Raw genomic sequence first — 14,958 nt, forward strand, 5'->3', positions numbered from 1 at the left:
GGGCTCAGCCGCCGAGGAACGCCCGCCGCACCTCCGGGTCGTCGAGCAGCTCCCGGCCGGTACCGGTGTGGCTGGTCCGGCCGCGCTCGACGACGTAGCCGCGGTCGGCGATGGCCAGCGCGGACCGGGCGTTCTGCTCGACCATCAGGAAGGTCAGCCCCGCCTGATCGCGCAGCTCGAGGAGCTGGGCGAAGACCTCGCCGACCAGCTTGGGCGACAGCCCGACCGACGGCTCGTCCATCAGGATCATCGTCGGGTCGAGCATCAGCGACCGGCCGATCTCCAGCGCCCGCCGCTCGCCCCCGGACAGCGACCCGGCGAGCTGGTCGCGCCGCTCGCGCAACCGCGGGAACAGGTCGAACACCTCGTCGATGCGCCGCCGGATCCGGGCCCGGTCCCGTTCGAGGTACATGCCGAGCTCCAGGTTCTCGTGCACGCTCATCTCCCCGAACACCGTGGAGAGCTGCGGGACCAGCGCCATCCCGGAGCGGAGCAGCCGGTCCGGAGCCTGGCCGGTGACGTCGCGGCCGGCGAAGGACACCCGGCCCAGCCGGGGCCGGACGAGGCCGTAGATGGCCCGGAACACCGTCGACTTCCCGGACCCGTTCGGACCGACGATGCAGACGATCTCGCCCGGGTGCACCTGCAGCGAGACGTCGTGCAGGATGTCGAACCCGCCGTACCCGCCGGTGACCCCCTGCACGTCCAGCAGCGGTGCGCCGGTCGCCCCGGCGGCGGCCCGGCCGGTCTCAGGCTCCGAGATAGGCATCGACGACCTCCTGGTTCTCGCGGATCTCGGCCGGGGTGCCCTCGGCCAGCACGGTCCCGGTCTCCATGACGACGATCCGGTCGGCGAGGCCGAAGATGAAGTCGACGTTGTGCTCGACGACCAGGAACGCGACCCGCTCCTGCTCGCGCATCGTCAGCACGTACTGCCGCAGCTTCTGGACCAGGGTCGGGTTCACCCCGGAGGCGGCCTCGTCGAGCAGCACCAGCCGGGGCCGCGCCACGAGCGCCATGACCAGTTCCAGCAACCGCTTCTGCCCGCCGGAGAGGTTCCCGGCCGGGGTGCGCGCCAGCCGGGTCATCTCGGTGGTCTCCAGCAGCTCGGCCACCCGCTCGCGGGTGGCCGCCTCCGGCCCGCGCAGCAGGCCGAGCGCCGGGACCGTCGTCCAGTCCCTGGCCAGCAGGGCGTTCTCCCGGACGGTCAGCTCCGGGAAGACCCGGACGTTCTGGAAGGTGCGCCCGATCCCGCGCCGGGCCGCCCTCGACGCCCGCAGCCGGTCCAGCGACCGGCCCTCGAACTCGATCGAGCCGCCGTCGAGGGGCAGGTCGCGGGAGACGCAGCCGAGCATCGTGGACTTGCCGGAGCCGTTGGGCCCGATCAGCCCGACGATCTCGCCGCGGTCGACGTGCAGGTCCACCCCGTCGACGGCGACGAGGCCGCCGAACCGCTTGCGGACCCCGCTGGCGCGCAGCAGCGGCTCCGCCGTCGTGCCGGTCATCGCCGGGCCTCCCGATCGTCGCTGTCGCTGTCGCTGTCGCCGGAGCCGGGATCGGCCACCGGGTCGTACGCGGCGTGGTCGCGCATCCCGAACCGCCGGCGCAGCCGCAGCACCGCCCGGCCGGCGGCGCTGCGCTCGCCCCGCTGCAGGGTCCCGGCGATGCCCTCCGGCAGGAACAGCACGATCAGCACCAGCGTCAGGCCGAACCAGACGAGGAACAGCCCGCTGGAGTCGTTGGCCCAGAAGGTGTCCTGCAGCACCAGGTACACCGCGGCGCCGACCGCCGGCCCCCAGGTGGTCCCGAGCCCGCCGAGCGTGGCCATCACGGCCACGGTGATCAGGAAGTCCTCGCGGAACAGGATGTTCGGGTCGACGAACGTGGTCTGGTACGCCCAGAACGACCCGACGACGCCGGTGATCGCGGCGGCCAGGGAGAACACGACGAGCTTGACCGCGGTGGTGTTGATGCCGCGGGCCTCCGCGCCGGCCTCGTCGTCGCGGATCGCGAGCAGCGAGGCACCGAGCTGGCTGCGTCGCAGCCCGACGGCCAGCGCGACCACGGCGACCGCGCCGATGAGGAACATGTAGAAGAACCAGTTGCGGTCGACGAGCGCGTCGATGACCAGCCCGCTCGCGCCGCCGGTGACCGGTTTCCAGATGAACGCGAACTCGCGCATGCTGAGGAACGCGCCGAGCATCGCGATCGAGAAGTAGACCCCGCGCAGCCGCAGCAGCGGCCAGCCGATCAGTGCGGCGAACGCGGCGCAGCCCAGCGCGGCCACCGGCAGCGTCGCCCCGAAGCCCCAGTCGTGGCGGGTCATGAGGTAGCCGGTCACGTAGCCGCCGACGCCGAAGTGCACGCCGTGGCCGAAGTCGACGTAGCCGGTGAAACCGGAGATGAGGTTCCAGCTCGTCCCGATGATCACCCACATCAGGATGGTGCTGACGGTCAGCACCGCGCTGTCGTTCGGCGCGTACCAGGGGAACAGCCACAGCGCCGTCACCCCGGCGGCGAGCAGGGCGAGCCGCAGCAGCGTCGCCCGCCCCGGCCCGCGGCGCGCCGGGGCCCGGCCGGGGGCCCGCACACCGCCTGCGGTGGCGGCGGAGTTCGCGGTCGAGGTCATGAGGTCTCCTCCTTCGCCGGCGGCCTCATGCGCGCGCCTGTGCGGACGACCGGTTCAGCCCGTCGGACCGGACCGCGAGTACCAGGACGACCAGCACGAACGACGCCGCGACGCCGAGCCCGGTGCCGATCCCCGGCACGTAGGACGCCAGCGTCGCCTCGACGATGCCGATCACCAGCGCCGCGGCCACCGTCCCGCCGACCCGGCCGGCCCCGCCGAGCACGATGATCACGAAGGCCTTGAGCGTGAACAGCGGACCCATCGCCGGGGTGAAGTTCTGGGTGGCGCTGAACAGCACCCCGGCGCCGAGCGCCAGCGCCGTGCCGAACGCGAACGCCCTGGCGTAGGTGCGGTCGATGTCGATGCCGACGATCCGGGCCGCCTCGGTGTTCTGCGCGGCAGCCCGCATCGCCTTGCCGGTGCGGGTGTGGCGCAGCAGCGCCACGACGGCGACCATCACGACCAGCGCGGCGCCGAGCATCACCAGCCGCGGGGTGACGACGCGCAGGCCGAGCACCTCCACGACACCGTCGGAGAAGACCGACGGGGTCAGCTTCGGCGTCGTGGTGAACAGCCGGACCATCAGGCCCTGCAGCACGAACGCGAGGCCGAAGGTGAGCAGCAGCGCCATCAGCCGGGGCCGTTCGACGACCCGCAGGACGGTGACCCTGGCCAGCAGCAGCCCGGCCCCGTACCCGGCGACCATCACCAGGGGCAGCGCGAGCAGCGGGTCGAGCCCGAGCCAGGTGTGCGCGCTCCACGCCAGGTAGGCGCCGACCAGCACCATCTCGCCGTGCGCCAGGTTGATCACCCGCATCACGCCGAACACCAGCGACAGGCCCTGCGCCATCAGCGCGTAGAAGCCGCCGATCACCAGCCCGTCGACGAGGACCTGTACCGCGCCGCTCACCGCTCGCTCCAGTCGCGCATCGGGCGGAACTCCGCACCGGCCGCGTCCGGCGGGGCGATGATCTGCCGCCGGCCGTCCGGGCCGACCTGCAGGGTCAGCATCTCCCGGCCGATGTTCGCCCCGGCCAGCCCGCTCGGGTCGTCCGGCCCGGAGAAGTCGATCGGTCCGAAGAAGCAGGTGAACTCCAGGTCCACCAGGGTGCGCCGGACGGTCTCGGTGTCGGTCGTGCCCGCGGTCTCCAGCGCGCGCTGCAGCGAGTACGCGGCCGCGGCGGCCCCGGCGGACAGGTACGAGGGGTCCTCGGCGAACCGCGTCCGGTACTCCTGCGCGAACTGCTCGGCGGTGCCGAAGAACGGGTCGGCGTAGGCGACCGAGGGCTCCCACTGGGTGGGCGCCATGATCCCGGCGGCGACGTCGAGCCCGAGCTGCTCGACGAACGCGCTCTCGGTCGGCGCCTGCACCATCAGGGTCTCCGGGGCCCAGCCGATGTCGCGCAGCGTGCGGGTCGCCAGCACCCCCAGCACGCTGGTGCCGGCCTCGACGAACACGTCCGGCCGGTCGGCGGCGATCTGGGTCAGCGCGCCGCGCACGTCGGTGGCGGTCGAGGGGACCGCCTGCACGGAGGTGACCGTCATCCCGAGGCGCCGGGCGTTGGCGAGGGTGGCGTCCCGGACGTCGATCATCGGGGCGTCGTCGGTGTGCATGATCCCGACCGAGCGCGCGCCGCGGGCGTGCAGCAGGTCCAGGCCGGACGTCGTGTACTGCGAGGTCAGGCTGAGCGGGCTGAAGACGTAGTCGTTGCCCTGCTCGAAGACGCTGTTCGCCGCCGCGCCACCGGCGAACATGATCGTGCGGTACTGGCGGGCGATCGCCGACGTGGCGATGGTCAGCCCGGAGGAGTAGGGCCCGAAGACGAAGTCGACCTCGTCCTCGCTGATCAGTCGCTGGACCAGGCGGATCGCGGTCTCCGGGTCGGACTGGTCGTCGTAGTAGACGACCTCGACCGGGCGGCGGACGCCGTCCATCATGATGCCGCCGGACTCGGCGACCTTCTGTTCCCACAGCTCGTAGCCGTGCCGCACCGAGGTCCCCTCGACGCTGTAGGTGCCGGTGCGGGAGACGGCCACGCCGACGCGCACCGGCCCCCCGTCGTCCACCCGGTGGCTGATCTCCGACGGTTTCATGCAGCCGACCGTCACGGCCATGCAGGCGATCGTCGCGAGTACCAGCGGTATCCGAGCGCGCATCCCCACTCCCGTCATCGTTGGCGGTGATGGCCGACACGTTAAATATCAGATGTATTGCGAACAAGGGTTTCGGGTCGGGATCTGAGCTGGACAGCAAAAAGTCAGATCTTTATGGTCGAGGAGTGCTGACCATCGCCGCCTCGGCCACGTTCCTGTTCGTACCCGGTGCCCGGCCGGACCGTTTCGACAAGGCGGTGGCCAGCGGGGCGGACGTCGTCGTACTCGACCTGGAGGACGCCGTCGCCCCGGACGGGAAGGACGCCGCCCGCGCCGACGTCGCGGCCTGGCTCGCGACGGGTGCCCGGGCGATGGTGCGGCTCAACGGCACCGGCACCCCCTGGCACGCCGACGACGTCGCCGCGGTCTCCCGGGCCGGCTGCCCGGTGATGCTGCCGAAGGCCGAGTCCGGCCGCCAGGTCGCGGAGCTGGCGGCCGCGCTGCCGCCCGGGACGTCGATCGTCCCGCTGGTCGAGACCGCCCGTGGCGTCCGGCGGGCCGAGGAGATCTGTGCCGCGCCCGGTGTCGTCCGGCCGGCCTTCGGCAGCGTCGATCTCGCCGTGGACCTGCAGGTCGACCACACCGACGACGACGCGCTGCGGACCGCGCGCAGCGAGCTGGTGCTGGGCGCGCGCTCCGCCGGCGTGTCGGCCCCGGTCGACGGCGTGACGACCGCGGTGCGCGACGCCGACCGGCTGCGGGCCGACACCGTCGCCGGGCTCGCGCTCGGGCTGACGGCCAAGCTCTGCATCCACCCCGCGCAGGTCGACGTGGTCGCCGCGGCGCTGCGTCCGACACCGGAACAGCTGGACCGGGCCAGGGCCGTGGTCGGGGCGGCGCGGGCGGGCGCCGTCGCGGTGCTCGACGGGGCGCTGGTCGACAAGCCGGTGGTCGACCGGGCCCGTGCGCTGCTGGCCAGGGCGGGGGAGAGCGTCGACCCCGACGGGACGCACTGACCCCCGGCCCGGCGCCGTGCGGGCCCCGCACGGGACGGGTCAGCGGGCACGGTCGGCCGCGCCCCCGGCGGGCTCCGGCCGTGCCGCGGGTGCGGCCCGCAGGACCGGTGCCACCTCGCGGCACAGCAGGTCCAGCGAGGCGAGCGCGTCGGCGACCGGCATCCCGGCCCAGTCGGTGCGCAGCACGAGGTGGTCGACCCCGATCTCGTCGCGCCAGGGCAGCAGCGCGGCGAGGCAGTCCTCCGGCGTGCCGATCACGAACCGGTCGGCGGCCAGGTCGTCGTACCCCGTGCGGAACGACTCGTTGCCGGGCAGCACCCGGTCCTGGCCCCAGTCGGCGTAGACCTCGTACTTGGCGCCCAGGAACGGCCGCGCCAGCTCGACGGCCCGCTCCCGGGTGGGCGCGCAGTAGACCTCGCGCATCAGCGGCAGCTCGCCCAGCGGCCCGCGCCCGTGGCGGGCGCGCTCGTCGTGGAACAACCCCAGCTGGCGGCGCACCGTGGCGGTCGTGGCGTGCGGGTTGATCATCCAGGTGTCGGCGAGCCGGGCCGCCCGGCGGACGGCGCCGTCGGAGTTCGCCGCCATCCACACCGGCGGTGCCGACGCGGGCAGCGTCGTCGCGCGCACCCCGTCGAGGCGGCACCACGGCAGGTCCGCGTGCACGTCCTCGCCGGACCACAGCTCCCGCACGATCCGCAGGTTCCCGGTGAACCGGCGGACCTTGTCCCGCGGGTCGATGCCGAACGCGGCGTACTCGGTCTCCCGGTAGCCGAGCCCGACGCCGAACACCGACCGCCCGCCGGCGACCACGTCCAGCCCGGCGTAGCTCTCCGCGGTGTCCACCGGATTGTGCAGCGCGAGCAGGTGGATGCCGGTGCCGATCCGCATGCCGCCCGCCTCGGCGGCGACCCGGGCCAGCCAGGGCAGCGGCTGGATGTGCGAGAACGACTCCGGGAGGTGGTGCTGCCCGGCGAACACCGAGTCGAGGCCGCCGTCGCGGGCCGCCCGCAGCAGCTGCAGCTGCTCGTCCAGCGCACGCAGCGGGTCCCGGCCCGCCGGCTGCTGGTGGGTGAGGAACACCCCCACCTGCACCGCCCGCTCAGCCACGGTGCGCCGCCCTGGTTCGGGCGGTGCCCGCGGCGTCGAGCTCCCGGGTCGCCGGGTCCAGCACGACGCCGTAGTGGGCGAGGGCGTCGCCGACGGAGAGGTAGTCGTCGAGCACGTCCTCCCGGACGGCGGCCGGGTCGCGGCGCAGCGGGTCGCCGTAGCCACCACCCGAGGGCATCCGGATCTCCAGCGTGTCGCCCGCGGCGCACCGTTCCTGGGTGACCTTGGAGTACAGCGGCTCCTCGCGGTCGGTGCCGGCGTTGCGGACGAACGACCCGGCGACGCCGTCGTGCCCGCCGTCGAGCCCCTTCGGCGGGTCGGTGCGGTTGTCCGCCTCGGAGCCGATGAACGTGTCGGTGAGCATCCGCCAGGTCTTCACGCTGCCGATGCCCCCGCGGAACTCGCCGGGGGCCGGGGGCTCGTCGCGCAGCTCGTAGCGCTCGGCGAGCATCGCGTGGTTGAGCTCCAGCTCCTCGATCGGGTTGTTGCGGGTGTTCGCCATCAGCGAGTCGACGCAGTCCATGCCGTCCTTGCCGTTGCGCCCTCCGTAGGAGCCCTCGTTGATCTCGATGTAGACCCAGTACGACCGCCCGTCCGGGGCCAGGCCGGAGTAGGCGATCGCGCACAGCGCCGCCGAGGACCCGGCGACCGCCCGCTCCGGGAGCACGTCGGCCAGCGCCAGGTTGATCGAGTCGAAGATCCGGTTGATCTGGGAGAACCGGGCGAAGCAGGACGCCGGGAAGTCCGGGTTGAACAGCGTCCCCTCCGGCGCGTACGCCTTGGCGGGGCGGAAGCAGCCGTCGTTCTGCGGGACGAACTCCTCCGACAGTGCCTCGTCGAGCAGCAGGGTCCGCACCGCCGAGGCGACGGTGGGCAGCACCGAACCCTCGAACGGGACGTTGAACGCGGTCGGCACCTGCGGGTGCGAGCCGGTCAGGTCGACCACGATCTCCTCGCCGTCGACCCGGACCGTCACCGCGACGGCCAGCGGCTCGTCGCGGTTCTTGCCGTCGTCGTCGAGGTAGGACACCGGGGCGGCGTACTCGCCGTCGGGCAACTCGGCGATGCGGCGGCGGAGCATCTGCTCGGAGTAGTCCATCCAGCGCTCGGCCGCGGACATCACGACGTCGAGGCCGTAGCGCGCCAGCAGGTCGGTGAACCGCCGCTCGCCGAGCCGGGCGCAGGCGATCAGTGCCTCGAGGTCACCGAGGTTCTGCTCCGGGGTGCGGACGTTGTCCAGGATGTGCCCGATCAGCACGTCGTTGCGGACGCCGGCGTCGTAGATCTTGAGCGAGTCCATCAGCTTGCCCTCGGCCCAGACGTCGACGACGTCCATGCACAGGCCGGGGAAGTTCCCGCCGATGTCGGACACGTGCCCGGTGCAGCCGGCGAACCCGACGTGCACGTCGTCGACGAAGATCGGCACGACGACGCCGTAGTCCGGGCTGTGCGCCGCCCCGTGGTACGGGTGGTTGTGCAGGATGACGTCGCCGGGCCGGTAGGTGCCGGCGAGCTTGCGGTCGATGCCCCGGATGTAGGCGGGGATGGAGCCGCAGTGCATCGGTGTCGAGTCGGACTCGCAGAGCTCGCGGCCGTTGACGTCGAAGATGCCGGCGCCGAGGTCCTCGGACTCGCGGATCAGGCTCGACCACGCCATCCGGTAGAGGATCTGGGCCATCTCCTTGGCGATGGAGTTCAGCCCGCCGCCGATCACCCGCAGCGTGATCGGGTCGACCTCGACCGTGCGGTGGATACCGGGTGCCTCGCCGGCGAGGGACACCCCGCGCGGGTCCAGTGCGGTCACAGCTGATCCCCTCCGTCCTGCTGCTGCCGGGCGTCCCCGGTGGTGATGACGAGATGGCCGACGTGGTCGACCTCGGCCCGCTGACCGGGGCCGACGATCGTGGTCGAGTCGAACTGCTCGACGATCGCCGGTCCGGTGAGGACGTTCCCGGCCCGCAGCCGGTCCCGGTCGTAGACGGTGGTGGGGAACGTGGACACCCGGTTCCCGGCCGTCCAGAAGATCGCGTCCACGGTGGACTTCACCGTGCCGGACGGGTCCGGCCCGCCGGTCTGCACCGCACTCAGCGGGACCTCGCCGACCGCACCGATCGCGGTGACCCGGACGTTGACGATGTGCACCGGCTTGTCGTCGAAGCGCTGCCGGTAGGTGCGTTCGTGCACCTCGTGGAACGCCTCGGCGGCGCGGGCCACCCAGCCGGCGTCCACCGGCCCGTCCGGTGCCGGGACCCGCAGCTCGTATCCCTGGCCCAGGTAGCGGCAGTCCAGGCTGCGCTCGACGACGACGTCGGCCGGGTCCAGCCCGTCCGCGCCCAGCTGCTCGACGGCCTGGGCCGCCAGCCGGTCGAACTCGGCGGTGATCCGGTCGATGTCCGGGTCGTCGCTGGAGGTCCACACGGTCGCCGGGATCTCCGAGCGGATGTCGGTGGCCAGCAGGCCCATCGCCGAGGCGATGCCCGGGTGGTGCGGCACGATCACCCGCGGGATTCCCAGCTGCTCGGCGATGTGCCAGGCGTAGAGCGGACCGGCGCCACCCTCGGCGACCAGCGAGAAGTCCCGCGGGTCGTAGCCCTTGCGCACCGAGTGCAGGCTGATCGCCTCGGTCATGGCGTGCGCCAGGATCTGGAAGATGCCGACCGCGGCCTCCGGCACCGAGGTGCCGAGCCGGTCTGCGACGTGCTCGCCGACCGCCTTGCCGGCCAGCTGCGGCTCGACCCGCATGCTGCCGGACAGGAAGCTGTCCGCGCGCAGCCAGCCGAGCACGACCATGGCGTCGGTGCTGGTCGGCTCGGTGCCGCCGCGGCCGTAGCAGGCCGGGCCGGGGGTGGCGCCCGCGCTGCGCGGCCCGACCCGGAACATGCCGCCCTCGTCGACGAACGCCACCGACCCGCCGCCGGCGCCGATCGTGTCGACCTCGGCCATCGGCACCATCGCGTGGTAGTCGCCGATCCGGGTGTCCAGCAGGTGCTTCATCCGCAGCCCGCCGTCCGGTGCGACGCCGACGTCGGCCGAGGTGCCGCCGACGTCCAGGGTGATCACGCTCGGGTACCCGGACGCCTTCCCGATCGCGCAGCCGCCGAGCAGTCCGGCGACCACGCCGCTGGTGAGCAGCAGCACCGGGTTCTCCGCGGCCCGCCGCGCGGTGACCAGGCCGCCCGCCGAGGTCATCAGGCCGACGTCGCCGCGCACCTCGGCCGACCGGGTGGTCTCGGCCAGCCGGTTCAGGTAACCGGAGACCTTCGGCCCGACGAACGCGTTCAGCGCGGTCGTGGAGAACCGCTCGTACTCGCGGTACTGCGGGGCGACCTCGCTGGAGAGCGAGACGAAGACCTCCGGGGCCTCCTCGGCGAGGATCCGCTTCACGATCTGCTCGTGGGCGGGGTTGCGGTAGGAGTGCAGGAAGCACACCGCGACCGCCGCGACGCCGTTGTCCCGCAGCACCCGGACCTGCTCGCGGACGGCGTCGACGTCGAGCGGCACGAGGACCTCGCCCGCGGCGTTCACCCGCTCCGGCACCACCCGGCGGTTGCGGCGGCGCACCAGCTGCCACTTCTGCCACGGCAGGTCCTGGTAGGACGAGTAGTTGTAGGGCCGCTTCTTGCGGGCGATGTGCAGGATGTCGCGGAAACCCTCGGTGGTGATCAGCCCGACGTCGGAACCGTTGTGCTCCAGCACGATGTTCGTCGCGACCGTGGTGCCGTGCAGGAACTGGTCCAGCTCACCGAGCCCGACGCCGAGCCGGTCGGCCAGCTCGCGCACCCCGTCGACGGTGGCCACCGACGGGTCGTGCGGTGTCGAGGGCACCTTGTGCACGGCGATCCCGCCGTCGTCGCTGCTGTACATGATGTCGGTGAACGTGCCGCCGACATCGACTCCGACTCGTTTCACGGCCGGTCCTCCTTGATCAGCTGGTGGTCGGGTGCCGCGGGGAGCTACCGGCCCCGGCAGGCCTCGGCGAAGTCCGCGGCCGGGGTGGCGTCCCCCAGGCCGAGCACGGCGGCCTGCACCCGGTCGGCGACGTCGTCCGGGGCGACCCGGCCGATCGTGCCGCGGTACTTCGCGACGATCTCGTCGTCGCTCAGCGGGCGCTCGTCGTGCCCGCGGTTGACCTGCTCGCGGTGCCGGAGCACGCGGCCGTCGGCCAGCTCGATCTCGATCGCGCCGGAGTAGGCGGCCGGGAACGCGCTGTCCGGGTCCTCGCCGACCCGCACCCGCTGGGCGAGGTCGAGCACCTCGCGGTCGGCGAGTGCCTCGTCCTCCAGCTCGGCCAGGGTGAACCGGCCGCGGAGCAGGGCGGTCGCGACGACGTAGGGGAGGCTGAACTTGGCGTCGTACTCGTCGCGCGGGGCCCACTTCGACTCCGGCGGTTCGCAGACGACCTTGCCGGGAACCGGGTGGATGGCGCACCGGATCCCGGTGACCGCGGTGTCGCCGATCTGCGGCCGGAGCAGCAGCGCGGCGTCGGCGAAGGCGTGCACGAAGTGGCAGACCGGGTAGGGCTTGACCGCGGTCCGCATCAGCTCCCAGCGCTCCCCGAGCCCGTCGACGACCGCCTCGGGCCGGGTCTCGCGGCCGGCGAGATGGGTGTTGTAGAGCCCGAACCGGCCCTCGTAGACCGCGCCGGGGCCGGTCCAGCCGGCGGCGGCGAACCCGGCCGCGGTCAGTCCGGACATCGCCGCCCAGCCCGGGTGCAGGCGTTTGGTCCAGGCCCCGTCGGCGAGGAACTCCAGCAGTCCCGCGCTCATCGACCCGACGACGCCCTGGGCCGTGGTCAGCGTCGCGGCGTCGAGCCCGGACGCGGTCCCGGCGGCGACCGCGGCGCCGAACGCACCGGCCACCGCGGTGGGGTGGAACCCGACGTCGTGGAAGCCGCCCGCCCCGCCGATCCCGACCCGGGCCGAGACCTCGACGCCGAGGACGTAGGCGCGCAGCAGCTCCCGGGTGTCCGCCCCGGCGGCGACGGCGGCCGCGAGCGCGGCGGGCAGCGCGGCGGCCGAGACGTGGGTGACGGCCGGGATGTGGGTGTCGTCGAAGTCCATGCCGTGGATGAGCACGCCGTTGAGCACGGCGGCGTCGCGGGCCGGTAGCCGGTCGGGCAGCCCGAGCACGGCCTGGTCCCCGGTGCCGAACGCGGACAGCGCCCGGGCCGCGACGCCGGAGAACGGGTAGGCGGTGGAGGCGAACGCCAGCCCGACCGCGTCGAGCACCAGGTGCCGGGCCCGGTCCAGGACCTCGGGCGGCACGTCGTCGAGCGTGGTGCGGGCGGCGAACGCGCCGACCGCGGCGGCGAGGTGGTCGGGCTGCGACGGATCCGGGTTCATCGTCGACCTCCGGGTCGTGGGACGGGTGCGGGATGTCCTCAGGCGTGGACCGGCGGGATGCGCCGGTGGTGCCCGGTGCGGTCCTGGAACAGCGCGGCGGCGCGCAGCGCCGTGTGCTCGTGGTGCGGGCGGGCCATCAGCAGTGCCGAGACCGGGCAGCCGTCCGGGCCGTGGCCGGTGGGGACGGCGAGTGCCGGGATCCCGGTGAGGTTGGCGAGCATGGTGGCGCGGGACTGGGCGGCGTAGAGCGGGTACTCCTGCCCGTCGACGACGACGGTGCAGTCCGGCAGCCGCGGCGCGGTCGCCGGGGTCGTCGGCACGACGATCAGGTCGGCGCCGGCGAACACGGCGTCCAGCTCGGCCTGCAGCTCGGCCCGGAACCGGTGGGCGCGCAGCAGGTCCACGGCGGGGGTGGCGACGCCCTGGGCGATCCGGGCCACCGTCACCGGGTCGTAGGAACCCCACCGGTCCGCCCCGGCCCGGTGCACGGCCGCGGCCTCGGTGAAGACGAGCTGGTAGCCGACCGGCAGCGCCCACCGCGCCGAGGGGACCTCCCCGGCGACGGACTCGGCCCCGGCGTCGGTCAGCACGTCGAGCAGGTGCTCGACCCCGGCCCGCACGGCGCCGTCGCACAACTCCGTCAGGTACCCGCCGGGCCGGGCGATCCGCAGGCCGCGCAGGTCGGCGGGAACCGTGGTCGGGGGCCGCGGCGCCAGCGCGGCGGGCACCCGCGGGTCCCGGCCGTCCGGGCCGCGCAGCAGGCCGAACACCAGCCCGACGGTGCGGGCGTCGCGGGCGAGCGGGCCGATCGTCTCGGTGGTGGGGGACAGCGGCACCGAACCGGTCCGCGGGACCGCGCCCGCGGTCGGCTTGAGCCCGGTGAGACCGCACCAGGCGGCCGGCAGCCGGATCGAGCCGCCGACGTCGGTGCCCAGCCCGAACGGCACGGCCCCGGCGGCGACGGCCGCGGCCGTCCCGCTGGACGACCCGCCGGCCCACCGCGCGGGGTCCCACGGGTTGCGGCAGGCCCCGGTCAGCGGGGCGTGCGGACCGCCGACGGCGAACTCGGTGGTGGCGTCCTTCGCCACCGGGACCGCCCCGGCGGCCTCCAGCCGGGCGACGGCCGTCGCCGACTCCGTGGCCGGGGCCCGATCGGCCCGGGTGCGCGACGCGGCCGTGGTCGGCGCGCCCGCGACGTCGATGACGTCCTTGACCGAGAACGGCACGCCCTCCAGCGGCCGCGCCGGCCCGCCGGGCACGCGCCGGTCGCGGACCCGCCCGGGCAGCAGCCGGATGGTGCAGTGCAGCTGCGCGTCGAGGCGCTCCAGCGCCGCGACCGCCTCCTCGGCGCGCCCGGTCCAGGCCGCCCGCAGCGTCGCGGCGTGCGGGTCCGGCCCCGGCGCCGCGGCGCCGCAGGCACCCGGGTCCGGGCGCAGCCAGGCGTCGCCGTACGCGGGGTCGACCGCCTCGGCGGGGACCGGCACCGCCCGCAGTGCGGCCAGCGCGGGCTCGGCCCCGGCGACCGCCTCGGCGGCCGTCGCGAGCTGGTCCGGGGACAGCGTGTAGCCGAGCCGGGCCGCGACCGCGCCGATCTCGTCGGCGGTCGTCACCGCACGGTCGCCTTCCCGGCCAGCAGCGCCTTCGCGACGACGCCGCGGAGCACGTCGTTGGTGCCCTCGCCGATCGACATCAGCGGTGCGTCCCGGTAGAGGCGTTCGATCTCGAACTCGGTGGAGTAGCCGTAGCCGCCGTGGATGCGCATCGCGTCGATCGCGCACTCCAGCGCCTGCTCGGAGGCGAAGATCTTGGCCATGCCGGACTCGGTGTCCATCCGGACGCCCTCGTCCATCCGCGACGCCGCCCAGTAGGTCATGAGCCGGGCCGCCTGCAGCCGCACCGCCACCTGGGCGATCCGCTGCTGGACGGCCTGGAACTCCCCGATGGCCTGGCCGAACGCGGTGCGGTCACGGGCGTAGGCCAGCGCCTCGTCGTAGGCCCGCTGGGCGATGCCGACGCTGCGTGCGGCGATGTTGATCCGCCCCGTCTCCAGCGACGACAGCGCCTGCTGCAGGCCCCGGCCCTCGACCCCGCCGAGCAGCTGCGACGACGGCACCCGGACCCCGGAGAGCACCACCTCGCAGGACTCGGTGCCCTTGTAGCCGAGCTTGCCGATGTCCGCGGTGACCTCGAAGCCGGGGGTGCCGGCCTCGACGAGCAGGATGCTCATGCCCCTGTGCGCGGGGGAGACGGTGGGATCGGTCTTGACCAGCACCGGGAGCGGATCGGCGTGCCGGGCGTTGGTGATCCACATCTTGGTGCCGTCGACGATGTAGTCGTCCCCGTCGCGGCGCGCGGTGGTGCGGATGCCCTGCAGGTCGGTGCCCGCGCCCGGCTCGGTCAGCGCGATCCCGGTCCGCCGCGCCCCGGTGGCCAGCTCCGGCAGGTAGCGCTGCTTCTGCTCGTCGGTGCCGTGCCGGGCGAGCAGGAAGCAGGACACCGAGTGGCTGCCGAGGATCCCGGCGATGCCCATCCAGCCGCGGGAGATCTCCTCGAAGGTCAGCGCGAAGGAGACGGTGTCGGCGCCGAGACCGCCGAACTCCTCGGGGACGGCGAGCCCGAACAGGCCGAGCTGCTTCATCCCCTCGACGATCTCGGTCGGGTAGCGGCCGGAGTGCTCCCACTCCCGGGCCACCGGCACGATCTCCTTGTCGACGAAGCCGCGCAGGGTCTCCCGGTAGAGCCGCTGCTCGTCGGTGAGGCGGAAGTCCAT

At 73.8% G+C, this 14,958-nt stretch carries 12 protein-coding genes; 1 reads left to right on the plus strand and 11 read right to left on the minus strand.

What is annotated here, in order from left to right:
• Window positions 1-4: 4 nt before the first annotated feature.
• From AFB00_RS22005 to AFB00_RS22025, 5 genes are read right to left on the minus strand one after another with little or no spacing between them, the layout of a single operon-like run.
• Window positions 5-769 (minus strand): ABC transporter ATP-binding protein, encoded by a 765-nt coding sequence (locus tag AFB00_RS22005; protein WP_068798766.1) that lies wholly within the window; start codon window positions 767-769, stop codon window positions 5-7.
• A complete protein-coding gene (locus AFB00_RS22010) occupies window positions 750-1,505 on the minus strand; it encodes an ABC transporter ATP-binding protein (RefSeq protein WP_068798767.1) in 756 nt (251 codons plus the stop codon). Before AFB00_RS22010 ends, AFB00_RS22005 begins: the two co-directional genes overlap by 20 nt.
• Entirely contained in the window at window positions 1,502-2,629 is a 1,128-nt protein-coding gene (locus AFB00_RS22015) for a branched-chain amino acid ABC transporter permease (RefSeq protein WP_068798768.1), read from the minus strand. The genes AFB00_RS22010 and AFB00_RS22015 overlap by 4 nt, the downstream gene beginning before the upstream one ends.
• A 25-nt stretch (window positions 2,630-2,654) precedes the next feature.
• The gene (locus AFB00_RS22020; protein ID WP_083275739.1) at window positions 2,655-3,539 is read right to left on the minus strand and encodes a branched-chain amino acid ABC transporter permease; all 885 of its coding nucleotides are present in this window, start codon (window positions 3,537-3,539) and stop codon (window positions 2,655-2,657) included.
• Window positions 3,536-4,786, minus strand: a complete 1,251-nt coding sequence (locus AFB00_RS22025; protein ID WP_197519620.1) for an amino acid ABC transporter substrate-binding protein — start codon at window positions 4,784-4,786, stop codon at window positions 3,536-3,538. The genes AFB00_RS22020 and AFB00_RS22025 overlap by 4 nt, the downstream gene beginning before the upstream one ends.
• Before the next feature lie 122 nt (window positions 4,787-4,908).
• Between AFB00_RS22025 and AFB00_RS22030 the strand changes: the two genes are divergently transcribed.
• Window positions 4,909-5,739 carry an HpcH/HpaI aldolase/citrate lyase family protein gene (locus AFB00_RS22030; RefSeq protein WP_231974022.1) on the plus strand — a complete coding sequence of 277 codons (831 nt, stop codon included), beginning with the start codon at window positions 4,909-4,911 and terminating at the stop codon, window positions 5,737-5,739.
• A gap of 39 nt (window positions 5,740-5,778) precedes the next feature.
• Here AFB00_RS22030 and AFB00_RS22035 read toward each other — a convergent pair whose 3' ends face one another.
• The 6 genes from AFB00_RS22035 to AFB00_RS22060 are packed head-to-tail and all read right to left on the minus strand — an operon-like array spanning window position 5,779 to window position 14,958.
• Window positions 5,779-6,846 (minus strand): LLM class flavin-dependent oxidoreductase, encoded by a 1,068-nt coding sequence (locus AFB00_RS22035; protein ID WP_068798770.1) that lies wholly within the window; start codon window positions 6,844-6,846, stop codon window positions 5,779-5,781.
• On the minus strand, window positions 6,839-8,650 hold the full coding sequence (locus tag AFB00_RS22040) for a hydantoinase B/oxoprolinase family protein (protein WP_083275742.1): 1,812 nt from the start codon (window positions 8,648-8,650) through the stop codon (window positions 6,839-6,841). The genes AFB00_RS22035 and AFB00_RS22040 overlap by 8 nt, the downstream gene beginning before the upstream one ends.
• Window positions 8,647-10,755: a hydantoinase/oxoprolinase family protein gene (locus tag AFB00_RS22045; RefSeq protein WP_068798771.1), complete on the minus strand. Its 2,109-nt coding sequence runs from the start codon at window positions 10,753-10,755 to the stop codon at window positions 8,647-8,649. Before AFB00_RS22045 ends, AFB00_RS22040 begins: the two co-directional genes overlap by 4 nt.
• 44 nt (window positions 10,756-10,799) lie before the next feature.
• Window positions 10,800-12,188: an MmgE/PrpD family protein gene (locus AFB00_RS22050; protein ID WP_068798772.1), complete on the minus strand. Its 1,389-nt coding sequence runs from the start codon at window positions 12,186-12,188 to the stop codon at window positions 10,800-10,802.
• Window positions 12,189-12,226: 38 nt separating this feature from the next.
• Entirely contained in the window at window positions 12,227-13,798 is a 1,572-nt protein-coding gene (locus AFB00_RS22055) for an amidase (RefSeq protein WP_068798773.1), read from the minus strand.
• Window positions 13,795-14,958: an acyl-CoA dehydrogenase family protein gene (locus AFB00_RS22060; RefSeq protein ID WP_068798774.1), complete on the minus strand. Its 1,164-nt coding sequence runs from the start codon at window positions 14,956-14,958 to the stop codon at window positions 13,795-13,797. Before AFB00_RS22060 ends, AFB00_RS22055 begins: the two co-directional genes overlap by 4 nt.

Source organism: Pseudonocardia sp. HH130630-07 (assembly GCF_001698125.1).
In the GTDB taxonomy this organism is placed as follows: domain Bacteria; phylum Actinomycetota; class Actinomycetes; order Mycobacteriales; family Pseudonocardiaceae; genus Pseudonocardia.